Annotated in this window: 19 protein-coding genes; 12 read left to right on the top strand and 7 right to left on the bottom strand. The window is 68.2% G+C overall.

Annotated features, from left to right (window positions below):
* The first annotated feature begins 13 nt into the window (after positions 1–13).
* Positions 14–898, top strand: a complete 885-nt coding sequence (gene bioC, locus EDF74_RS09360; protein ID WP_123729897.1) for a malonyl-ACP O-methyltransferase BioC — start codon at positions 14–16, stop codon at positions 896–898.
* Positions 899–939: 41 nt separating this feature from the next.
* On the opposite strand, the gene EDF74_RS09355 is transcribed toward bioC, so the two are convergent.
* The gene (locus EDF74_RS09355; protein WP_123729896.1) at positions 940–1,551 is read right to left on the bottom strand and encodes a YdcF family protein; all 612 of its coding nucleotides are present in this window, start codon (positions 1,549–1,551) and stop codon (positions 940–942) included.
* Complete coding sequence (locus tag EDF74_RS09350; RefSeq protein WP_123729895.1) at positions 1,536–2,495, bottom strand: pyridoxal-phosphate dependent enzyme; 960 nt, start codon at positions 2,493–2,495, stop codon at positions 1,536–1,538. Before EDF74_RS09350 ends, EDF74_RS09355 begins: the two co-directional genes overlap by 16 nt.
* A 148-nt stretch (positions 2,496–2,643) precedes the next feature.
* On the opposite strand from EDF74_RS09350, the gene EDF74_RS09345 reads away from it, so the two are divergent.
* The 9 genes from EDF74_RS09345 (at position 2,644) to EDF74_RS09305 (ending at position 13,135) form a co-directional block, all read left to right on the top strand.
* A complete protein-coding gene (locus tag EDF74_RS09345; protein ID WP_123729894.1) occupies positions 2,644–3,174 on the top strand; it encodes a hypothetical protein in 531 nt (176 codons plus the stop codon).
* Between the two features lie 492 nt (positions 3,175–3,666).
* The gene (gene mnmG / locus EDF74_RS09340) at positions 3,667–5,556 is read left to right on the top strand and encodes a tRNA uridine-5-carboxymethylaminomethyl(34) synthesis enzyme MnmG (RefSeq protein WP_123729893.1); all 1,890 of its coding nucleotides are present in this window, start codon (positions 3,667–3,669) and stop codon (positions 5,554–5,556) included.
* A gap of 70 nt (positions 5,557–5,626) precedes the next feature.
* The gene (locus EDF74_RS09335; RefSeq protein WP_123729892.1) at positions 5,627–6,157 is read left to right on the top strand and encodes a gamma carbonic anhydrase family protein; all 531 of its coding nucleotides are present in this window, start codon (positions 5,627–5,629) and stop codon (positions 6,155–6,157) included.
* 121 nt (positions 6,158–6,278) lie between these two features.
* Entirely contained in the window at positions 6,279–6,968 is a 690-nt protein-coding gene (locus EDF74_RS09330) for an RDD family protein (RefSeq protein WP_123729891.1), read from the top strand.
* Complete coding sequence (locus EDF74_RS09325; protein WP_123729890.1) at positions 6,965–7,957, top strand: stage II sporulation protein M; 993 nt, start codon at positions 6,965–6,967, stop codon at positions 7,955–7,957. Before EDF74_RS09330 ends, EDF74_RS09325 begins: the two co-directional genes overlap by 4 nt.
* Positions 7,947–9,620: a DUF4129 domain-containing protein gene (locus EDF74_RS09320; RefSeq protein ID WP_123730831.1), complete on the top strand. Its 1,674-nt coding sequence runs from the start codon at positions 7,947–7,949 to the stop codon at positions 9,618–9,620. The genes EDF74_RS09325 and EDF74_RS09320 overlap by 11 nt, the downstream gene beginning before the upstream one ends.
* On the top strand, positions 9,617–10,795 hold the full coding sequence (locus EDF74_RS09315) for a DUF4350 domain-containing protein (protein ID WP_123730832.1): 1,179 nt from the start codon (positions 9,617–9,619) through the stop codon (positions 10,793–10,795). Before EDF74_RS09320 ends, EDF74_RS09315 begins: the two co-directional genes overlap by 4 nt.
* Complete coding sequence (locus EDF74_RS09310) at positions 10,792–11,805, top strand: AAA family ATPase (RefSeq protein ID WP_123729889.1); 1,014 nt, start codon at positions 10,792–10,794, stop codon at positions 11,803–11,805. Before EDF74_RS09315 ends, EDF74_RS09310 begins: the two co-directional genes overlap by 4 nt.
* Positions 11,806–11,836: 31 nt before the next feature.
* Positions 11,837–13,135, top strand: a complete 1,299-nt coding sequence (locus EDF74_RS09305; RefSeq protein ID WP_123729888.1) for a DUF58 domain-containing protein — start codon at positions 11,837–11,839, stop codon at positions 13,133–13,135.
* 3 nt (positions 13,136–13,138) lie between these two features.
* On the opposite strand, the gene EDF74_RS09300 is transcribed toward EDF74_RS09305, so the two are convergent.
* Positions 13,139–14,317, bottom strand: coding sequence for a glutathionylspermidine synthase family protein (locus EDF74_RS09300; RefSeq protein ID WP_123729887.1), 1,179 nt, complete (start codon positions 14,315–14,317; stop codon positions 13,139–13,141).
* A gap of 3 nt (positions 14,318–14,320) precedes the next feature.
* On the bottom strand, positions 14,321–14,884 hold the full coding sequence (locus EDF74_RS09295) for a DUF1190 domain-containing protein (RefSeq protein ID WP_121040776.1): 564 nt from the start codon (positions 14,882–14,884) through the stop codon (positions 14,321–14,323).
* 213 nt (positions 14,885–15,097) lie between these two features.
* On the opposite strand from EDF74_RS09295, the gene ilvD reads away from it, so the two are divergent.
* Positions 15,098–16,936: a dihydroxy-acid dehydratase gene (gene ilvD / locus EDF74_RS09290; protein WP_123729886.1), complete on the top strand. Its 1,839-nt coding sequence runs from the start codon at positions 15,098–15,100 to the stop codon at positions 16,934–16,936.
* 82 nt (positions 16,937–17,018) lie between these two features.
* A complete protein-coding gene (locus tag EDF74_RS09285) occupies positions 17,019–17,648 on the top strand; it encodes a hypothetical protein (protein ID WP_123729885.1) in 630 nt (209 codons plus the stop codon).
* Between the two features lie 25 nt (positions 17,649–17,673).
* Here the strand turns inward: EDF74_RS09285 and dinG are convergent, their stop codons facing one another.
* The 3 genes from dinG to aroE form a co-directional block, all read right to left on the bottom strand.
* Positions 17,674–19,776 (bottom strand): ATP-dependent DNA helicase DinG, encoded by a 2,103-nt coding sequence (gene dinG, locus EDF74_RS09280; RefSeq protein WP_123729884.1) that lies wholly within the window; start codon positions 19,774–19,776, stop codon positions 17,674–17,676.
* Between the two features lie 141 nt (positions 19,777–19,917).
* Positions 19,918–20,280 (bottom strand): hypothetical protein, encoded by a 363-nt coding sequence (locus EDF74_RS09275; RefSeq protein ID WP_123729883.1) that lies wholly within the window; start codon positions 20,278–20,280, stop codon positions 19,918–19,920.
* A gap of 10 nt (positions 20,281–20,290) precedes the next feature.
* Positions 20,291–21,136, bottom strand: coding sequence for a shikimate dehydrogenase (gene aroE / locus EDF74_RS09270; RefSeq protein ID WP_123729882.1), 846 nt, complete (start codon positions 21,134–21,136; stop codon positions 20,291–20,293).
* Positions 21,137–21,162: the final 26 nt, after the last annotated feature.

Genomic DNA, 21,162 nt, shown 5'->3' with positions numbered 1-21,162 from the left:
CCGTGAGTACCCCATGACGTCCAGCTTCGATCCCCATCACGTCCGCCGCGCCTTCTCGCGCGCCGCCAGCAGTTACGACGCCGCCGCCGCGCTGCAGCGCGAGGTGGAAAAGCGCCTGATCGAATCGCTGGACTACCTGGAAAACCGCCAGCCGCAGGTGGTGCTCGATGTCGGCAGCGGCACCGGCCACGCCAGCGCGCTCATGAAGAAGCGCTGGCCGAAGGCACAGGTGATCGCGCTGGATCTGGCCCAGCCGATGCTGCGTGAGGCGAAGAAGCAGGCCGGCTGGTGGAAGCCGTTCTCGCGCGTGTGCGGCGATGCGCAGGCGTTGCCGGTGCTGGACCAGAGCGTGGATGTGATCTTCAGCAACCTGTGCCTGCAGTGGGTGGAGGATCTGCCGGCGGTGTTCGCCGGGTTCCGCCGCGCGCTCAAGCCCGGCGGCCTGCTGCTGGTCTCCACGTTCGGGCCCGAGACCCTGATCGAACTGCGCGATGCATTCGCCGCGGCCGACGACGTGCCGCATGTCAGCCGCTTCGCCCCAATCGCACAGTTCGGCGATGCGCTGATGATGTCCGGTTTCCGCGATCCGGTCCTGGACCGCGACCTGTTCACCCTGACCTACGACGACCTGACCGCGCTGATGCGCGAGCTGAAGGCGATCGGCGCCACCAACGCGCGCCAGGACCGCCGCCATACGCTGACCGGGCGCGGGCGCTTCGATGCCGCGCGCGCAGCCTACGAGCCGCTGCGGCGCGCAGACGGCAAGCTGCCCAGCAGCTGGGAAGTGATCTACGCACACGCGTGGGCGCCGGAAGGCGGCGCACCGATCCGCGAGCGGGGGCACGATGTCGCCACGGTGCCGGTCTCGGCGATTCCGATCCGCCGCAAAACGCCCTGAGCCGACCGCGCTGATCGCGTCCAGCCGACCAACGGTCGGCTCTACGACGGGAACAGATCGCGATGGAAGAAATAGATTTCCTGCGCCAGGAACCGCCAGCTGGTGTGGAAGCTGCGGAAGCGCGTGCTCGGCGTGGACGAGGCCAGCGCATCGATGCCCAGCTCGCGGCAGAGGCGCAGCGCGCGGGCCATGTGCAGCGGGTCGCTGACGATGATCACGCGGTGCAGCTTGCGCTGCTCCATCAGGCGCCGCGCCTCGATCAGGTTCTGGCGCGTGGTGCGTGAGGCGGTCTCGATCAGGATCGCGTCATCGGGCACGCCCTGCTTGAGCGCGTAGCGACGTGCCACCTGCGATTCGGAGAAGCGCGCGCCGGTGCCACCGTAGCCACCGGTGAAGATCAGCAGCGGCGCATAGCCGTGCTGGTACAGATCCAGCCCGTGCCGGATGCGCTCTTCGAACACCGGCGACGGCTTGGCGTCATACGCCGCCGCGCCGAGCACGATGATCGCGTCAGCCTTCTGCGCCTGGTCGCGCTCGCCGATCCAGACGATCCACGCGGTGACCCCGAGCAGCCAGACCGCCAGCAGCACGCACAACCGCCACAGCCAGCCGAAGAACCCCACCCCTGTGCGTCGGCTCATGCCACCCCCCACGGGAGGGCATCAAGATCGACGTTGCCACCGGACAGCACCACGCCCACGCGTTTGCCGGCAAAGCGTTCCGGTTCGGCGAAGATCGCCGCCAGCGCGATCGCCGACGAGGGTTCGACCACCTGCTTGAGCACCTGCCAGATCACCCGCATCGCCGCGACGGTATCGGCGTCGGCCACGGTGATCACCTGCGATGCACCGTGCAACAGCGCGAAGTTGGGCACGCCCAGCGTTCCGCGCAGGCCGTCGCAGAGGGTGTCGGGAGTGAAATCGATGCGCCGCTCGCCCGCGGCCAGCGAGCGCGCGGTATCGGCAGCACCCAGCGGCTCGGCCAGGATCAGGTCCACCCCGGGGGTCGCAGTCTGCAGCGCCAGCCGCGTGCCAGCGGCCAGGCCACCACCGCCGACCGGTACCACCATCACGTCCAGTCCGTCGGCGGCGTGCAGCAGTTCCAGCGCAGCCGTGCCTTGGCCGGCAATGACCCGGGGGTCGGTATAGGGGTGCACCAGGGTGGCCCCGGTTTCAGCCTGGACCTGGGCGCACATGGCTTCACGCGCGGCGATCGAGGCGTCGCAGCGCCACAGCGTGGCCCCGTGGCGGCCGATGTTGGCCAACTTGGCGGCCACGGCTCCCTCGGGCACCACCACATGACAGGCAATGCCGCGGGTACGCGCGGCCAGCGCCAACGCGGCGCCATGGTTGCCCGACGAGTGGGTGACCACCCCGCGCCGGGCCTGTTCCTCATCCAGCGCCCAGACCGCATTGCAGGCGCCGCGGAACTTGAAGGCCCCGCTGCGCTGCAGGTGTTCGGCTTTGAAGAAGACGGTCGCGCCGGTCATGGCATCGATCGTGCGCGAGCGCAGGACCGGGGTCACGCAGGCGTGCGCGGCAATGCGTGCCGCCGCCGCCAGCACGTCGTCAACACAGGGCAAGGGTGAATCGCTCATGACGCAAGATTAACGTATGCCCCGCATCCACACCCGCCTTGCTGAACATGTCAGCATGGCAACCATTCATTCGGACCGGGCCAAGTTAAGGGCCGATTCAATGCCATGGGCCGAAGCTGGCCATACAGCCCTTTGGGGGGACCCCATCATGAAAATGCGCCTTGTTCTTGCCGGTGGCCTGTTGTTGGCCCTGTCCGGCTGCGCGACGTACGACTATGTCGGCGGTGGCGGCGGTGGCAACGGCTACTACCACGGCGCACCCTCGGTCGAGTACCGCTACCCGGCCGGGTATCCCTATGGTTACGGCAGCGGCTATTACGGCGGCGGTGGCTATTACGGCTATGGCGGGTATGGCGGTGGCTACGGCTACCCGGTCTACCGTCCGTACCCGAACTATCGCCCGCCGCACAATCACCGCCCGCCGCCGCGCCCCGGCAACGGCAATGGCGGTCAGCCGACCCGTCCGCCGGATCGTCCGCGCCCCAACAACGGTGGCTCGCCGTGGCGGAACATGGATTCGGTGAGTGGTCCGCGCCGGCCGCAGCCGCAGCAACAGCAGCGCCCGTCGTCGCGGCCCCAGGCCCGGCCGGCCCAGGCACCGCGCCCGGCGTCCCCGAGGATGAACGGTTCCCCGTGGCGGAATCTCAACAATGCGAACCAACGCACAGTTGAGCCCTGATATGGCTTGATTTTCACGCGCCCGGCGGTTCAATCTAGCCGGGCGGTGACGGCCACGGTCACAAAGTGCCAAAAGCGACAAGTGGCGTCACATTCGGTTCTATGTCGATATCCGCCAGGAACATCTGGATCCCCCCTGTTCCGGCCCTGTCGGATGTCGGCACCTATAACGCAGAAGGCCCCGCCAATGGCGGGGCCTTTTGTATCTGGCGCCCTTGAAACCAGCGCGGGACGGCAAAAAAACAGGGCCGGCAGTCCCCCGACTACCGGCCCTTCTGCTTCCCCACGATGCGCTTGGACCGGCCCCTGTTCCAATTCCGGTCCGTTACGCACAAGGCGCATGCCATCCTGGGTGCTATTGGGTTATCTGCAGAAAACGTGCCAACTTGAGGGTGGATTTCATGGCCCCCGACGAATGGCGCTAAAATCGCCACCCGCGCCCTGCCTCCAGGGCTGATCCGGGCCGTCCGGCCCCGTCCCGAGCTCCTCCGCCATGACTGACACCTTCTACCGCTACGACGTCATCGTCATCGGCGGCGGCCACGCCGGCACCGAGGCCGCGCTGGCGGCCGCACGCAGCGGTGCGCGCACCCTGCTGCTGACCCACAACGTGGAAACGATCGGCGCGATGAGCTGCAACCCGGCCATCGGCGGGATCGGCAAGGGCCATCTGGTCAAGGAGATCGATGCCCTGGGCGGCGCGATGGCGCATGCCGCCGACCGCGCCGGCATCCAGTGGCGCACGCTCAACGCCTCCAAAGGGCCGGCCGTGCGCGCCACGCGCTGCCAGGCCGACCGCAATCTGTACCGGATGGCGATCCGCCAGATCGTCGAAGCCCAGCCCAACCTGACGGTATTCCAAGCGGCGGTCGATGACCTGATCATCGAAGGCGATGCCGTGCGCGGTGCGATCACCCAGACCGGGCTGCGCTTCAGCGCGGCGGCCGTGGTGCTCACCGCCGGCACCTTCCTGGCCGGCAAGATCCACGTGGGTGAGACCCAGTACGCCGCCGGCCGCATGGGCGACCCGCCGGCGACCACGCTGGCCGCGCGCCTGCGCGAGCGTCCGTTCGTGATCGACCGCCTCAAGACCGGCACCCCGCCGCGTATCGATGGCCGCTCGCTGGACTACAGCCTCATGGAAGAACAGCCCGGCGACGATCCGCGCCCGGTGATGTCCTTCCTCGGCAGCGTGGACGAGCACCCGGCGCAGGTCAGCTGCTGGATCACCCACACCAGCGAGCGCACCCACGAGATCATCCGCAATGCGCTGCACCGCTCGCCGCTGTACAGCGGCCAGATCGAAGGCATCGGCCCGCGTTACTGCCCCTCCATCGAGGACAAGGTGGTGCGCTTCGCCGAAAAGGCCAGCCACCAGATCTTCGTCGAGCCTGAAGGGCTGGACGTGGTCGAGATCTATCCCAACGGCATCTCCACTTCGCTGCCCTTCGATGTGCAGCTGGAGCTGGTGCGCAGCATGCGCGGCTTCGAGAACGCGCACATCACCCGCCCCGGTTACGCGATCGAATACGACTTCTTCGATCCGCGCGGGCTGAAGAACACGCTGGAGACCAAGACCGTCAGCGGCCTGTTCTTTGCGGGCCAGATCAACGGCACCACCGGCTATGAAGAAGCCGCCGCGCAGGGCCTGCTGGCCGGGCTCAACGCCGCGCGCTTCACCCGTGACGACGCCGGCTGGTGCCCGCGCCGCGACGAGGCCTACCTGGGTGTCCTGGTCGACGACCTGATCACCCACGGCACCAACGAGCCGTATCGCATGTTCACCAGCCGCGCCGAGTACCGGCTGCAACTGCGCGAGGACAACGCCGATGTGCGCCTGACCGGCCTCGGCCGCGAGCTGGGCCTGGTCGACGACCGCCGCTGGAGCGCGTTCCAGACCAAGCAGGACGCGGTGACGCAGGAAACCGCACGGCTGCGTGCGCTGTGGGCCACGCCGGGCAATGCGCTGGGCCGCGAAGTGGAGGCCACGCTGGGCGTGGCGGTCAGCCGCGAAACCAACGTACTGGATCTGATCAAGCGCCCGGAACTGGACTACGCCACGCTCATGCAGGTGCCGTCGCTCGGCCCGGCCGTGGCCGATGCCAAGGTGGCCGAGCAGGTCGAAATCGGGGTGAAGTACGCCGGCTACCTGGACCGCCAGCGCGATGAGATCGAGCGCCAGCAGCGTCACGAGAACACCGCCATCGCCGCCGATTTCGATTATGCCGGCGTGCGCGGTCTCTCGGCGGAAGTGCAGCAGAAGCTCGAGCGCGTGCGGCCGCAGACCCTCGGCCAGGCCCAGCGCATCCCCGGCATGACCCCGGCGGCGATCTCGCTGCTGCTGGTGCATCTGGAACGCGCGCGCCGCAGCCGCGTGGCGTAACGGAAAGAAAAAACGGCGCCCGGTATCATGACCACGCGCCCAGCAGGGCGCGTCATTGTCTGGAGTCCGCATGTCCCCGATCCGCCCCTTCCTTGACACGCTGCCGGTGCTTGGCGAACGCGTCTACATCGATCCGGCCTGCACGATCATCGGTGACGTGGTGCTGGGCGATGACGTCTCGGTGTGGCCGGGCACGGTGATCCGCGGCGATGTGAACCACGTGCGGATCGGCGCGCGCAGCAACATCCAGGACGGCACCATCATCCACGTCAGTCACCACAGCCCGTTCAACAAGGGCGGCTACCCGACGATCATCGGTGAGGGCGTCACCGTCGGCCACGGCACCATCATCCATGCCTGCACGATCGGCGATTACTGCCTGATCGGCATGGGGGCGTGCATTCTCGATGGCGCGACGGTGAACACGCACGGCTTCCTGGGCGCCGGCGCGGTGCTCGGCCCGGGCAAGGTGGTCGGCGAAGGCGAGCTGTGGCTGGGCAACCCGGCACGGCTGGCGCGCACGCTCAGCGACAAGGAGATCGAGTCGCTGCATTACTCGGCCGATCACTACGTGCGCCTCAAGGACCAGTACCGGGGTTGATTGCGGTAAAGTCCTCAGCCGACCAGGAAGCAGTCGAGAACCGCATGCCCCCGCTGGCAGACCGGAGAGGACTCCGGCCCCCCTCGTGCCCGCCCGCAGGATCCCGCGCGATGCGCCGCCGATGAGCGCGCCCATGCTGGATACCTACCGGGAGGTCATCACCCCCGAAGGCGTGCCTCTGCACCTGCCCGTGGCCGGGCCGTTGCCGCGTGCGCTGGCGTGGGCGATCGACCTGGTGATCCGGGTGGGTGCGTTGATGGTGCTGAGCATTCCACTGGCCTTCCTCGGTGGATTCGGCCAAGGCCTCTACCTGGGCCTGATGTTCCTGTTGATGTGGGCCTACACCATCGTCCAGGAAGCGTGCTGGGGCCGCACCCTGGGCAAGCGCGCGATGGGCCTGCGCGTGGTGGCGAGCGATGGTGGGCCGATCGGCTGGATGAGCGCGATCACCCGCAACCTGCTGCGCACCGTGGACATGCTGCCGTTCGGCTACGCGCTGGGACTGCTGTCGAGCCTGTTCGATGCGCATGGCCGCCGCCTCGGTGACCTGGTCGCGGGAACCGTGGTGATCCACCAGAGCGCACCGCCGGTGGGCGGCACGGTGCCGGTCGGCAGCGTACTGGCCCCGCCGCAGCCACTGCAGCCGGCCGAGCAGGCCGCCGTGGTCGACTTCGCCGAGCGTGCGCCGCGGCTGTCGGTGCCGCGCCAGCAGGAACTGGCCGACATCGCCGCGCCGCTGACCGAGAGCCAGGGCCAGGTCGGCGTGCTGCGCCTGTATGCGATGGCCAACTGGCTGCTGGGACGTCGATGAGACAGGAACAGTTCGTCGCCCGTTACCAGGCCGAGTGGCAGACGCTGGAGCAGTGGCTGGCCCAGCGCGGTGAGCGTCCGCGGCAGGCGCGCCGGCAGGCGGCCCACGAGGGTCTGGACGATGCCGACTTCCCGCAGCGCTATCGCCGCCTGTGCCAGCAGCTCGCGCTGGCGCGCCGGCGCGGCTACAGCCCGCAGCTGGTGGCACGCCTGCAGCAGCTGATGCAGCAGGGCCACACCCTGCTCTACCGCACGCCGCGCCCGCAGTGGCGGCGTGCGCTCGCCTTCCTGTTCGCCGATTTCCCGCAGCTGGTGCGCAGCCAGGCACGCAGCATGTGGGTCGCTGCGGTGTTGTTCGGGGTGCCGCTGGTGGGCAGTTTCGCGCTGATCCTGTGGCGCCCCGAGCTGATCCATCTGCTGATGGACAACGCGCGCATCGCCGAATTCGAACGCATGTACGATCCGGCATCGCCCAACCTGGGCCGCGACAGCGGCACCAACTGGACGATGTTCGGCTACTACATCATGAACAACATCAGCATCGGCCTGCGCACGTTCGCCTTCGGCTTGATCGCCGGCGTCGGCACGGTGCTGGTGATGCTGTTCAACGGCGTCGGCATCGGATCGGTCGCCGGCCATCTGCAGCATATCGGCCATGGCGATCCGTTCTGGCGCTTCGTGGCCGGCCACGGCGCGTTCGAGCTGACCGCGATCGTGATCGCCGGCGGGGCGGGCCTCCAGCTGGGCATGAAACTGCTCGCACCCGGTCGCCGGCGGCGCATCGATGCGCTGGTCGAGGGCGGTGTGATCGGCGCCAAGCTGTGCGTGGGCGTTGCGGCGATGCTGCTGATCGCCGCCTTCATCGAAGCGTTCTGGTCCTCGATCGCGGCAATTCCGGCGTGGGGCAAATACAGCGTTGCCGCTGTGCTGTGGACCACCGTGTTCGTGTGGTTGTGGCGTGGCGGACGTGGGGCGGCCGATGCAGATTGATCGGCTCAACGTCGTGCTGCGCGCGCGCTCGGGCTGGGAAGCCATGGAGCTGGGCATGGCCCTGGTACGCCGGCATGCCGCGGCGATCTGGGCGCCGTGGATCCTCGTGTCGCTGCCGGTGTTCGTGCTGCTCAACGCAGTGGCATGGTGGACCAACAGCTTCGGCTGGGCCTGGCTGGCGATGTGGTGGCTCAAGCCGCTGTTCGAGCGCATCGCGCTGTACGTGATCTCACGCGGGGTGTTCGGCGATGCATCCACGCCCCTGCAGACATTGCGCGCGCAGCGCACATGGGGCTGGCAGGGCTTCTGGGGCTATCTCGGCTGGCGACGCCTGAGCCCGCTGCGTTCGGTGCTGCTGCCGGTCAATCTGCTGGAAGGCGCGGATCCGGCACATCGTCGCCAACGGCGTCGCGCCATCGCCGGGGGTGCGATGGGCTATGCCGTCCTGCTGACGATGGTGTGCATGGTCTTCGAGACGGTGCTGGTGGTCGGCGGCATCGCAGCGGTGTTCCTGTTCATTCCGGTGGACCTGCTGTCCGAGTCCTGGCGCGCGGCATGGGAGCTGGCCAAGCAGGACATGCCCGCATGGATGCAGCTGGGCGTGAACCTGCTGTTCTGGGGGGCCGCCACGCTGATCGGCCCGTTCTACGTCGGTGCCGGCTTCGGCCTGTATCTGGATCGCCGCACCCAGATGGAAGCGTGGGATGTGGAGATCGCCTTCCGCCGCCTGCATGCACGGTTGCAGCGCGCTGCGCCGCTGCTGGTCCTGGCCCTCGTGCTGCTCTGGCCGGGCGCGGCACTGCACGCCCAACAGGCGCCGGCGCAGTCGAACACCAAGGGTGCGTTGCCGGCGCCGGCCGATGACGCTCCGTCGCCTGCGCAAGACGCCGATGCGGCTTCGGACGCGGACGCCGACGGTGGCGAAGATGATGACGCCGATGACCCGCCGCGGACGTACGACAACGATCCGGACAACACGCCCCCGGTCATCTTTGGCGATGACGCGGTGGATACGGCTGGCTTCCGCCAGGCTGTGCAGCGCGCGTATGAAGACCCGCTGCAGAGCCCGACCCGTGAGGTTACCGAGTGGAAACGCATCGAAAGCGATGCAACCGAGGCGGAGAAGGCAAAACGTGAGGCTGCGGCCAAGGCCACTGGCAAACGCGGCAGCAAGGGGCCGCTGTTGCCGGCCCGGATCGCCGAATGGACGCTGTGGGCAGTGGTCGGGGTCCTGGTGTTGCTGCTGCTGGCCACCGCACCGCGCTGGCTGCCGTGGCTGCGCGGCTCCGGCCAGCGCCGTCGTGCGAAGGCCGCGGCGGTGGTCGAAGAACCAATCCGGATACCGGACGTGGTGCCGCCCGATCCGGCGTCGCGTGCGCGTGCCCTGTGGCAGGAAGGACGCCCCCGCCAGGCGCTGGCGCTGCTGTACCGCGCCAGTGTCGAATCGATGAGCGAGCGCGCCGGGATCACGCTTCCGCCGGGTGCCACCGAAGCGCAGTGCCTGCGTGCCTCGCGTCGGATGCCGGTCGAGGCCGACCGCAGCCTGTTCGCGCGCATCGTGCGGGTCTGGCAGTACGCGGCGTATGCCGGCCGACTGCCCAGCGATGATGACTTCGATGCGCTGGCCACGATTCTGCAGGCCCAGTTCGGGTGGCGCGCGTGAGCGTCCGTCTGCGCTGGCTGCTGATCGTCCTGGGCCTGCTGGTGATCTGCGTGCCGCTGGCGATCCTGTTCCTGCGCACGCACGAGCGGGTGACACACATAGAACACCTGCCGCCCCAGGGCGAAGCCAGTTACAACGCACTGTACGTGCTCGGCCAGGCGCTGCGTGCGGATGGGATCACGGTGCAGTCGCGCCCACGTCTGGACCTGACCCGGATGCCGCTGGAGCCGGGCGATACCGTGGTGCTGCTGCAGGACAGTGGAGAGGTCCCGGCGCCGGCCGTGACCGAGCTGATGGCGTGGGTGGCCAAGGGTGGGCATCTGATCGTGCGCACGCCACCGATCGGAAAGGACAGCGCCGGTAATGGCCCCCTGCTGGACGCGCTCGGCGTGGACAGCGAGGGCTACGAAAGCTACTGCCAGCGCTTCCACGTACGCGACGATCCGCAGCATGTCGAGTTCTGCAATGGTCGCCGCTTCTCGGCCGAGCCGCCTGCCGGCGTCACCCTCGAGCGTGGCTGGGGTGACGACTATGACCTGGTCTTCGCCCGCCTGCGCCACGGCCAGGGGCGCATCGACGTATTGGCCGACATGGCCTTCATGCATGGCAAGGGCCGGCCCAACCCGAGCGTTCCGCCGAATGCTGCCAACGCCTTCGTTGATGACCTGCACGACAAAGCCCACCGCGATCTCACCCGCTACGTGCTGGCGCCCAACTATGGCAAGGGCACGATGTGGCTGGTCTACGCCTCGCGCCCGCCGTCATTGTGGAACCGCGTGTTCTACCTCGGCTGGCCGGTGTGGGCGCCGTTGCTGCTGGCCCTGCTCGGCTGGCTGTGGCAGCGTGCGCAGCGCCTGGGCAGTGAACTACCCTCGCCTGCCGCGGAACGCCGCTCGCTGCTGGAACACATCCGCGCCAGTGGCGAACACCTGCTGCGCTTTGGCAAGGCACCACTGCTGTATGACGCGGTGCGCGGCGCCTTCCTGGCCCGCCTGCGGCGACGCTCGCCGACGGCAGCCGCCCTCACCGGCGAGGCCCAGGTGCACGCCATCGCCGCGGTACTGCAGTGGTCGCACGAGCGCGTGCGGACCGCCTTGACCCCACCCGCTTCCCACGACGTCGCCGGCCTGCGCGACCGCATCCGCCTGCTGATCCAGATGAGAACCCTGCTATGACCGAGCCGACGCTTCCGCCGCCGTTGTCCCCGCCTGCCGTGACGCCATCCCCGTCGCCATCGCCGTTGTCCGAGCGCGTCGATGCCGTCCGTGAGGCCGTGGGCCAGGCCTTCATCGGCCAGCCCGAGGTCCTCGACCAGATCCTGATCGCGCTGCTGGCCGGCGGCCACGTGCTGATCGAAGGGGTGCCGGGGCTCGGCAAGACGCTGCTGGTGCGCGCGCTCGCCCAGGCGCTGGAGCTGGATTACGGCCGTGTGCAGTTCACCCCGGACCTGATGCCCAGCGATGTCAGCGGCCATGCGGTGTACGACCCGAAGACGGAGAGCTTCAAGATCCGTCGCGGCCCGGTGTTCACCAATCTGCTGCTCGCCGATGAAATCAACCGCGCCCCGGCCAAGACCCAGTCGGCCCTGCTGGAAGTGATGCAGGAAGGCCAGGTCACCATCGAAGGCAAAGCGTTCGCGCTGACCCCGCCATTCCTGACCCTGGCCACCCAGAACCCTGTCGAGCAGGAAGGCACCTACCCGCTGCCCGAAGCGCAGCTGGACCGTTTCCTGCTGAAGGTGCTGATCGACTACCCGACGCTGGACGATGAGAAGCGCATGGTCGATGCGATCACCACCGGCCGCAGCGCCGCCGATTTCGATCTCTCCCAGGTGCCACGCGTGCTGAACGCGGCCGAGGTGATTGCGTTGCAGCAGGCGACCGCAGCAATCACGGTCGATCCGGAAGTGATCGACTACGCGGTGCGGATCGTCGCCGCCACGCGGCAATGGCCGGGTATCGCGCTCGGTGCCGGCCCGCGCGGCAGCATCGCGCTGGTGCGTGCGGCCCGTGCGCAGGCCGTGCTGTCCGGTCGTGATTTCGTCACCCCCGATGACGTGCGCGATATCGCCAAGCCCGCCCTGCGCCACCGCATCGCGCTGGCGCCGGAACTGCAGATCGAAGGACAGAGCGCCGACGACGCGCTGACCGCGCTGCTGGCCAAGGTGGACGCACCGCGCAAATGAGTGGGCGCGTCCTCCATCGCGAGCGACCGGCATGAGGCCGGGCGCACTGCTGCTGGCATTGCTGGCCGGTTGGGGCCTGCTCGGCGTGCCGGTGGTGATCGGCGTATGGCCGCACGCGGTCTGGTGGGCGATCGGCGGTGGCGTGGCGCTGATTGCGCTGGTGGACCTGCTTCGCCTGCGCCACCAGCCCTCGCCCAGCGTGCACCGCGAGCTGCCGGAGTCGCTCGCGCTGAACGTCGAGCGTGAGGCGACGCTGCGGCTGGAATCGAGCCGGCACCAGCGCGTGGAGGTATTCGATCTGGTTCCCGGTGGCTGGAGCCTGCAGGGCCTGCCGCGGTCGCTGGCGCTCAAGCCGATGGTCACCAGCAGCGTGGCGTACCGACTGACGCCGACCGCGCGTGGCCGTTTCGTCTTCGAGGGCGTGCACCTGCGCATGCACAGCGCGTGGCGGCTGTGGCATCAGCGGCGGCAACTGCCGCCGGCGCTGGCGGTGCGCGTCTACCCCAACTTCGCACCGCTGACGCGCTTTGCATTGTTCAGTGCCGAACAAGCCTCGCGCCTGGTCGGCGCGCACCTCAAGCGCCGCCGCGGCGAAGGCACCGATTTCCATCAGATGCGCGAGTACCGCGTCGGCGACAGCCTGCGCCAGGTCGACTGGAAGGCGACCGCGCGCGCGCGCAAGCTGATCTCCCGCGAATACCAGGACGAGAAAAACCAGCAGCTGGTGCTGATGATCGACACCGGCCGGCGCATGATGGCCAGCGAAGGCGGGCTGTCGCACTTCGATCATGTCCTCAATGCGGCGCTGGTGGTGTCCTACCTCGCGCTGCGCCAAGGCGACGGCGTGGGCCTGTTCGCGGCCGGGGGCGACAGCCGCTGGGTCGCGCCGAAACGCAGCATGGGCACCATCGATACCCTGCTGCGCGCCAGCTACGATCTGCAGGCGCAGCCGATTGCCACCGATTACCTTGCCGCCGCCACCGAACTGTCGCTGCGCCAGCGCCGTCGCTCGCTGGTGATGCTGGTCACCAACGTGCGCGATGAAGACATCGAAGATCTGCTCGCCGCAGTGCGCCTGCTGCAACGCCAGCACCTGGTGTGCGTGGCCAGCCTGCGCGAACGCGCGCTGGATGATGCGCTGTCCCAGCCGGTGGAGACCCTGCAGGACGCTGCCCAGGCCGGTGCGATCGCGCGTTACCTGCAGCAGCGCAGCGACGCACATGACGCGCTGCGCAGCCACCGGGTGATGGTGCTGGATGTCACCGCCGAAGCACTGCCGGGGGCGCTGGTGGAACGCTACCTGGCCGTCAAGCGGGATGGGTTGCTGTAACGCTCAGAGATAGATGCGCGTCGGCGCTTCGTCGATGATCGCGTGCGGTACGAAGCGGGCGCTGTCGCGGGTGATCCGGCTGTTGTCCTCACGGATGCCCATGCCACAGGCCTGATCACCCACCACCCAGCTGCCGATCAGCGGATAACCGCCATCGAACGCGGTGAGCGGATGCGCGGCCTGGCGGATCGCCGGGCCGGTGTACGGGCCTTCGCTTTCCTGCCAGCTGCCATCGGCCAGGTGCATGGCCACGTTGGCGCCCTCGCGCGAGAACAACGGCTTGCGCACCCAGCCACGCGGCAGTTCGCTGCCATCGTCGAACTCGGCCGCGAGCAGGTTCGGGTGGCCGCGGTGACGCTGCCACAGCAGCGGCAGCACGCCCTTGTTGCTGAGGATCGCTTTCCACGCCGGTTCCAGCAGCTGCACGCCCGAGGCGGGCAGCGCCTGGCCGAACGACTCGGTCATCAGGTCTTCCAGCGGGTACAGCTTGAACAGGCTGCCGATCACGGTGTCGTCGAGCGCGGTGAAGCGCCCGTCCTCGGACAGGCCGATATCCTCGATCGCGATCGCTTCACCACGAAGGCCAGCCTGAGCCGCACAGTCGCGCAGGTAGGCGACGGTGCCCTGGTCTTCTTCCGACGCACCGACCGCGCTGAAATACAGCGGCGGCGGCAGCTGCGCGGCCAGCTCACCGAAGCGTTCGACCAAGGCCTCATGGATCGCGTTGAACTGATCGGCATCCGGCGGCAGCCGGTTCTGGTTGCGCTGGTCCTCCAGCCACTGCCACTGGAAGAACGAGGCCTCGAACAGCGAGGTGGGCGTGTCGTAATTCAGCTCGTAGAGTTTGGCCGGGCCGGTGCCGTCGTAGGCGAAATCGAGCCGCCCATACAGGTGCGGCTCGCGGCGGCGCCAGCTCTCGGCGATCCAGTCGCGGAACTGCGGCGGGATCGCCAGCTGGTCCATCAGCTGCTGGCTGCCCACCACCTCGTCGACCAGATCCATCGCCATGGCATGCAGCTCGGCGCTGGGATCTTCGATGTCCTGTTCGATCTGGCGCAGGGTGAACGCGTAGTACGCGGTTTCATCCCAGTACGGCAGGCCATCGATGGTGTGGAAACGGAACCCGGATTCTTCTGCCCGAGCGCGCCATTGGCTGCGCTCGGCGATACGCACGCGCTGCATCGATCAGCCGCCGACGCTGCTGCGGTTGCTGCTGGTGTTGCCGAAGCCGCCGCGGCTGGCGGTGACCGCCCGGTTCGGGGTGGCATTGACCGGCGCCAGGCCGGCCTTGCCCGCGCCGATGCCGCTGGCGGTGTTCATGCCACCGGTCGACGGACCCGGGCGTGCCCAGCCCTTGGCCTTGTCCTGGTAGGCCGGGCTCGCGGCCGGCTGCTGGGCCAGGCCGGCGCCACCACGGTTGCTGAGCATCTGCGACATGAAGAAGCCCATCATCATCGGGCCGATGAACGAATGGCCGGTGGAGGTCTTCTGTTCCACGCACTGCTCGGCGTTGTATTCGGCCTCGCAGGCTTCACGCGTGGCGTACTTGGGGGCCGCATCGGCCGACTGCTTCTGCGCTTCGGCAAACGCGTTGCGGCAGCTGGACGGATCGCCGGTGGCTTCGGTACAGGCCTGCACCGAGGTGTAGAGCCCTTCCTGCACCTGCACGGCCTCGTTCTTCTGGCAGGCGGTGAACAGCAGCGGCGCAGCGCTCATCAACAGCAGCGCAGTGGTCCTGGAACGTTTCATGGCGTCATGCCCCCTAGTACGGTTATCTCCCCAATCATGCCTGATCGGGGCGAACAACCAAAACCGGCAAAGTCCAAAACATGAACAGCGTTTCAGCATTCGCTCTGGGCGGGGCCGCGCCAGCGGCGAAGGTGGTTGCAAACGCAACCGGAATTTTTCGGCAGAATCGAGCTGAAACGCGCCCCCACGGCCCGCCAGATCCTGCCAGCCACCATGCCTGAATACCGCTCCCGCACCTCCACCGCCGGCCGCAACATGGCCGGCGCCCGCGCCCTGTGGCGCGCCACCGGCATGACCGATGGCGACTTCCACAAGCCGATCATCGCCATCGCCAATTCGTTCACCCAGTTCGTGCCCGGCCACGTGCACCTCAAGGACCTGGGGCAACTGGTGGCGCGCGAGATCGAGCAGGTCGGCGGCGTGGCCAAGGAGTTCAATACGATCGCGGTGGATGACGGCATCGCGATGGGCCACGACGGCATGCTGTATTCGCTGCCCAGCCGCGAGATCATCGCCGACTCGGTGGAGTACATGGTCAACGCGCATTGCGCCGATGCGCTGGTGTGCATTTCCAACTGCGACAAGATCACCCCCGGCATGCTGATGGCCGCGCTGCGGTTGAACATCCCGGTGGTGTTCGTCTCCGGCGGGCCGATGGAAGCGGGCAAGACGCGCCTGTCCGAGCACAAGCTGGATCTGGTGGATGCGATGGTGATCGCCGCCGATGAAAGCGCCAGCGACGAGAAGGTCGCCGAGTACGAGCGCAGTGCGTGCCCGACCTGCGGCTCGTGCTCGGGCATGTTCACCGCCAACTCGATGAACTGCCTGACCGAAGCGCTGGGGCTGTCGCTGCCCGGCAACGGCTCGACCCTGGCCACGCATGCCGACCGCGAGCAGCTGTTCCGCCGCGCCGGCCGCGTGGTCGTGGAACTGTGCCACCGCTGGTACGGCGGCGAAGACGTGGGTGCATTGCCACGCGGCATCGCCACCCGCGAAGCCTTCGAGAACGCGATGACGCTGGATATCGCGATGGGCGGCTCGACCAACACGATCCTGCATCTGCTGGCCGCCGCGCAGGAAGCGGAGGTGGACTTCGACCTGCATGCCATCGATGCGCTGTCACGCCGTGTGCCACAGCTGTGCAAGGTCGCGCCAAACACGCCGAAGTACCACATGGAGGATGTGCATCGCGCTGGCGGTGTGTTCGGCATCCTCGGCGAACTCGCGCGCGGTGGCCTGCTGCATACCGACGTGCCGACCGTGCACAGCCGCACCCTGGCCGAGGCGATCGCACGCTGGGATGTCGCGGTGAGCACCGATGAAAAGGTGCACGATTTCTTCCGTGCCGGCCCCGCCGGCATCCCGACCCAGGTCGCCTTCAGCCAGGCCACGCGCTGGCCGACGCTGGACGTGGATCGTGCCGAAGGCTGCATCCGCGCCGTCGCGCATGCCTATTCGTCCGAAGGCGGGCTGGCGGTGCTGCGCGGCAATCTGGCCGTCGATGGCTGCGTGGTGAAGACCGCCGGCGTGGACGAATCCATCCACGTGTTCGAAGGCAACGCGCGCGTGTTCGAGAGCCAGGATGCCGCCGTGCAGGGCATCCTCGCCGATGAAGTGGTGGCCGGCGACGTGGTGGTGATCCGCTACGAAGGCCCGCGCGGTGGCCCGGGCATGCAGGAGATGCTGTACCCGACCAGTTATCTGAAATCCAAGGGGCTGGGCAAGCACTGCGCGCTGCTCACCGACGGCCGTTTCTCCGGCGGCACCTCGGGCCTGTCGATCGGGCATGCCTCGCCGGAAGCGGCCTCGGGCGGCACCATTGGCCTGGTGCGCAACGGCGACCGCATCCGCATCGACATTCCCGCACGGCGCATCGATCTGCTGCTGGATGACGCCACGCTGGCCGCACGCCGCGCCGAACAGGACGCGCTCGGCTGGAAGCCGCGCGAGGCGCGCCCGCGCAAGGTCACCGGTGCACTCAAGGCGTATGCGTTGCTGGCCACCAGTGCTGACAAGGGCGCGGTGCGCGACCTGGCGAAGCTGGAGGACTGAGGACGCCAGCGCAGGTTCCCGGCTTGACCTGAGTGCAGCACTGGCAAACACTCAGATCAGACCTCTGCACAAGGATGTGACGATGCACGGCACGCGTTCTCTGCTGTTACTGGCCTTGTCGGCCGCCGCATTGCCGGCCTTTGCCGACGACTGCGCCGTGGATCGCGCCGCGATGCTGGCGCTGACCCCGGCGCAGTTTGATCAGGATCTGGAAGGTGGCTGGCGACCAATGGCGGAGAAGGCCGAGTGCCAGCTCGCTGCTGCCGATCTCATCGCGACCTATCGTGCGCAGCCCAAGGCCGCCGGCAACACTACGATGATCTGGCATGAAGCGCAGATGCGCGCGCAGGCTGGGCAGGACGCGCAGGCGGTCACGTTGATGCGGCAGACCTACAAACCTGCGCCGGATGCAGGCGGCTGGAATCCTTACGTGGATGCCAGCGTCGCGCTCATCGAAAAGGACCGCCCGGCCCTGGTCGCCGCGCGCGCGACGCTCGCAGCCCTGCCTGCGCCGCCTGAGACCAACGTCGAGAACGGCTTCTTCGACTTCACGATGCCCAACGGTGAGGTGGTACAGGTCGCCTGGCCGCCCAATCTCGATATCGTCGATGCGTTTGTCCGGTGCTTCGGCCAGAGCTACCGGCAGGCCTTCTCCAACCAGGCCTGCCGTCATCCCGACACCTCGGCCGCGCCTCAAGGAAGCTCCCCCTGACCGAACTGCCATGAAGCATTCGGCGCTACCCGATTACCCGCTTGAACGGCGGCAGTGAATCGATGATGCGCTTGCCGTAGCGACGGGTCAGCAGCCGCGAATCGAGGATGATCACGCGGCCGGTATCGGTGGAGGTGCGGATCAACCGGCCGGAGAACTGGGTCAGCGTGCGCAGCGCATGCGGGATCGCGATCAGGTTGAAGGCATTCAGGCCGCGGCTTTCGAACCACTCGCTCAGCGTGGAGGTCTGCGGATCGGTCGGCACCGCGAACGGCACCTGGGTGATCACTACCGTGGTGCAGGCTTCGCCGGGCAGATCGAGGCCTTCGCCGAAGGAATTGAGCCCGAACAGCACCGAGCCCTCCCCGGCCGAGGTGCGCCGCAGGTGCTCGTCGATCATCTTCTGCTTGGCGGTCTCGCCCTGCACCAGCACCTGCTTGCGCTGCGCGGCCGGCATCAGCTCGGCCACCTTTTCCATCTTCCACCGCGAGGTGAACAGCACGATGCTGCCCTTGCCCCAGTCCAGCTCCTTGACCAGGTACTTGGCGATTTCCCTGGGGTGACCTTCCTTGTCATCCGGGGTCACCGGGAATGCCGGCACGATCAGCTGGGCCTGGTTGGGCAGATCGAACGGCGAGGCCAGCGAGACCATCTCGGCTTCGGCCGGAATGCCGTTGTCGATCGCCAGCGCCTGGAAGTCCCCGCCGCCGGTGAGCGTGGCCGAGGTCATCACCACCGAATCCACTTCATCCCAGAGCAGCTTGCGCAGCACGTTCGCGGCCGAGACCGGCGAGCCATGCAGGACCAGGTCGCCATCGCGCGAGAGGGTGATCCAGCGCGCGGTCGGCGGCTGGCCCTCCTTGTCTTCGCGGCGCCAGCCGGTCCACAGATTGTGCTGCTGCTCGATCATCTCCAGCGCCATGCCGAGGTTGCGCTGCAGGCGCTCGCGCGCGGCATCCTCGGGCTTGCCCTTGGCCACCTGCGTCAGCGCGGCGTGCGCCCAGTTGAACAGCGCGCGGGTGTCGTCGGCGATGGCCTCGATATCCGGCATCCAGATGTCCGGCAAGCGACCATTCGGAGCGCGCCACATCGGCTCCTGCGCGGCCGGGTCCGGCCGCCAGCTGCGGTCGATCACATCGCGGAAGGCCTTGAGCTGCTTGCTGACCTTGGCGGCGGCTTCGATGGCCTCATTGGGTAGCAGGTTGCCCAGCTTGTCCTTGTCCACCGCGCGGTAGGACGCGGCGATCAGCACCTGCAGGCGGCCGGTGCGCTTGGCCATTTCGTCCAGCGCGAGGCTGGCCGCGCCCTGGTCGATGGCGACGTTGCCGATGTGGTGCCCTTCATCAAGCACCAGCAGCATGTCCGAGGGCGGCGCGATCAGCGGCTGGCCGTTGTCGCTCTCGCCGATCGACAGCGCCGACAACAGCAGCGCGTGATTGGTCACCACGATCTGCGCCTCGCGCACGGTGTTGCGCGAGCGCAGCACCGCGCATTGCGCCGAGTAGGCGCACTTGCGTCCCGCGCAGCCCGAGGCCGGCGTGGTGATGCGCGAGCGCAGGGTATTGCTGATCGTTTCCGGCGCGTTGTCCAGGTCACCGTTCCAGCGGCCTTCCAGGAAGGCCTTGCTCAGCGACTGCGCCAGGTCCATCTCGATCGGCGCCAGCGGGCGGTCGAACAACGGCTGTTCGTCGTCGAACATGCCTTCCTGCGCGCCATCGCCATGCGCCTCGGCCGCGTTGCGGGTGCACAGGTAGCGGGTGCGGCCCTTGGCCAGCGCCACGGTGGCTTCGATGCCGGTGGCCTTGAGGAAATTGGGGATGTCGCGCTCGACCAGCTGCGACTGCAGCGCCACGGTGCCGGTGCTGATCACCAGTTTCTTCTTGGTCGCCAGCGCGATCGGCACGCCGGCGGTCAGGTAGCCCAGCGACTTGCCGACGCCGGTGGGCGCTTCGACCACGCCGACGCCGCCGCTGTGCGACAGCGCACGCGACACCACACCGATCATCTGGCTCTGCGAGCGCCGGGTACTGAAGCCGGGCGTATTGGCCTGCAGCTTGGCGTAGGCGTCGCGGATGCCGGCCTTGAGCTCGTCGTTCAGGGCGCGGGGAGCTTCAACTTTTTCGGTCACGCCGGGGGACTGCCTGACTGGATCACGGCCCCCATTTTCTCACGACCCGGGGGCCGTGACCGGCGCCATTTTCCGCGCCGGTTCATATCCGTGACGCGGCCCACGCCAATACTGTGGGCCGCGACAGGCGGCTGCACCCGCTCAGCGTGGCGGCAGCGGCGCAGCGGGTGGAACGGCGCGGCCGCGCAGCGCGCGGGTCATCGCCCAGACCAGCAGCACCAGCGCGAGGGCCTCGAACAGATTGAGTGCGAAGTGGCCGGCACCGAGCAGCTTGGACATCAGCTGCAGGTTCTCGTAGTTGCCCTGCTGCACCATCCACATCGGCACCAGGTTCAGGACCAGGCCGGCCAGGGTGGTCAGCGCCATCACGCCGAGCGCACCCAGGGCCACGCTGCGGATCGCGCCGCGCGGGGTATCCACCACCCAGACCACGGCGATCGCCAGCGCGATCAGCACCGGCAGGCGCACGCCCACCATGGTCAGCATCGAGATCAGCAGATCCATGTCCACCGGCTCAGTCCTCGCCGGCCAGCGGGGCCAGCTGGGTGCGCAGCTCGGTGTAGACGGCATCGGTCTGCGGGCGCACCGCGTGCCACTGCAGGAAGCTCTCGGCGGCCTGTTCGACCAGCATGCCCAGGCCATCGACGATGTTGCGGCACCCCGCCGAGCGCGCCCACGCGGTAAAGGCAATCGCGGCCTCGCCGTAGTTGAGATCGACCGCGGTGGTCATGCTGTTGACCAGCGACAACGGCAGCTTGAACTCCGCAGCGCGGTCGCGGCCGGCCGAGGTGGCGTTGATGATCAGCTCGAAATCGCCCAGCTCGCGGATGTCTTCCCAGTAGCGGGTGATGGCGCGGCCCGGCTCGCCCATTGCATCGATCAGCGCGTCGGCGCGCTCGGGGGTGCGGTTGACCACCACCAGCTCCAGGATGCCGGCATCCAGCAGGGCCGGGGCCACGCTGCGGGCCGAGCCGCCCGCGCCGATCAACAGGGTGCGGCGGCCACGCAGGTCCAGGCCGTGGCGGTCGGTGAGATCCCGGACCAGGCCGATGCCATCGGTGGTATCGCCGTGCCAGCGGTCACCCTTGCGCAGCAGCGTGTTGACCGCACCGGCGCGGCGCGCGCGCGAGGTCAGCGTGGTGCACAGCGCGAAGGCGGCTTCCTTGTGCGGCGCGGTGATGTTGGCGCCCACGCCACCCTCGGTGGCAAAGGCGTCCAGGGCCGCCAGGAACTCGCCCGGCGATGCCTCGATCGCGCGGTAGTCCAGCGCCAGGCCTTCCTGCCGGCCGAACGTGGCATGGATGTGCGGCGACTGCGAATGCGCGATGGGCTGGCCGAATACGGCGTAACGGTCGGTCATGGGTTTCCTGCTCCGGGCCTAGAATG

Origin of the sequence: Stenotrophomonas rhizophila (assembly GCF_003751305.1) — a bacterium.
GTDB lineage: Bacteria > Pseudomonadota > Gammaproteobacteria > Xanthomonadales > Xanthomonadaceae > Stenotrophomonas > Stenotrophomonas rhizophila_B.
Note: the sequence above shows the minus strand (reverse complement) of the source record. Positions and strands in the feature narration are given on the sequence as shown.

Excerpts from the sequence above, each read along its gene's own strand:
- bioC (WP_123729897.1), top strand. The coding sequence starts at position 14 with ATGACGTCCAGCTTCGATCCCCATCACGTCCGCCGCGCCTTCTCGCGC.
- EDF74_RS09350 (WP_123729895.1), bottom strand. The coding sequence starts at position 2,495 with ATGAGCGATTCACCCTTGCCCTGTGTTGACGACGTGCTGGCGGCGGCG.
- EDF74_RS09345 (WP_123729894.1), top strand. The coding sequence starts at position 2,644 with ATGAAAATGCGCCTTGTTCTTGCCGGTGGCCTGTTGTTGGCCCTGTCC.
- mnmG (WP_123729893.1), top strand. The coding sequence starts at position 3,667 with ATGACTGACACCTTCTACCGCTACGACGTCATCGTCATCGGCGGCGGC.
- EDF74_RS09335 (WP_123729892.1), top strand. The coding sequence starts at position 5,627 with ATGTCCCCGATCCGCCCCTTCCTTGACACGCTGCCGGTGCTTGGCGAA.
- EDF74_RS09330 (WP_123729891.1), top strand. The coding sequence starts at position 6,279 with ATGAGCGCGCCCATGCTGGATACCTACCGGGAGGTCATCACCCCCGAA.
- EDF74_RS09325 (WP_123729890.1), top strand. The coding sequence starts at position 6,965 with ATGAGACAGGAACAGTTCGTCGCCCGTTACCAGGCCGAGTGGCAGACG.
- EDF74_RS09320 (WP_123730831.1), top strand. The coding sequence starts at position 7,947 with ATGCAGATTGATCGGCTCAACGTCGTGCTGCGCGCGCGCTCGGGCTGG.
- EDF74_RS09310 (WP_123729889.1), top strand. The coding sequence starts at position 10,792 with ATGACCGAGCCGACGCTTCCGCCGCCGTTGTCCCCGCCTGCCGTGACG.
- EDF74_RS09305 (WP_123729888.1), top strand. The coding sequence starts at position 11,837 with ATGAGGCCGGGCGCACTGCTGCTGGCATTGCTGGCCGGTTGGGGCCTG.
- EDF74_RS09300 (WP_123729887.1), bottom strand. The coding sequence starts at position 14,317 with ATGCAGCGCGTGCGTATCGCCGAGCGCAGCCAATGGCGCGCTCGGGCA.
- EDF74_RS09295 (WP_121040776.1), bottom strand. The coding sequence starts at position 14,884 with ATGAAACGTTCCAGGACCACTGCGCTGCTGTTGATGAGCGCTGCGCCG.
- ilvD (WP_123729886.1), top strand. The coding sequence starts at position 15,098 with ATGCCTGAATACCGCTCCCGCACCTCCACCGCCGGCCGCAACATGGCC.
- EDF74_RS09285 (WP_123729885.1), top strand. The coding sequence starts at position 17,019 with ATGCACGGCACGCGTTCTCTGCTGTTACTGGCCTTGTCGGCCGCCGCA.
- EDF74_RS09275 (WP_123729883.1), bottom strand. The coding sequence starts at position 20,280 with ATGGATCTGCTGATCTCGATGCTGACCATGGTGGGCGTGCGCCTGCCG.
- aroE (WP_123729882.1), bottom strand. The coding sequence starts at position 21,136 with ATGACCGACCGTTACGCCGTATTCGGCCAGCCCATCGCGCATTCGCAG.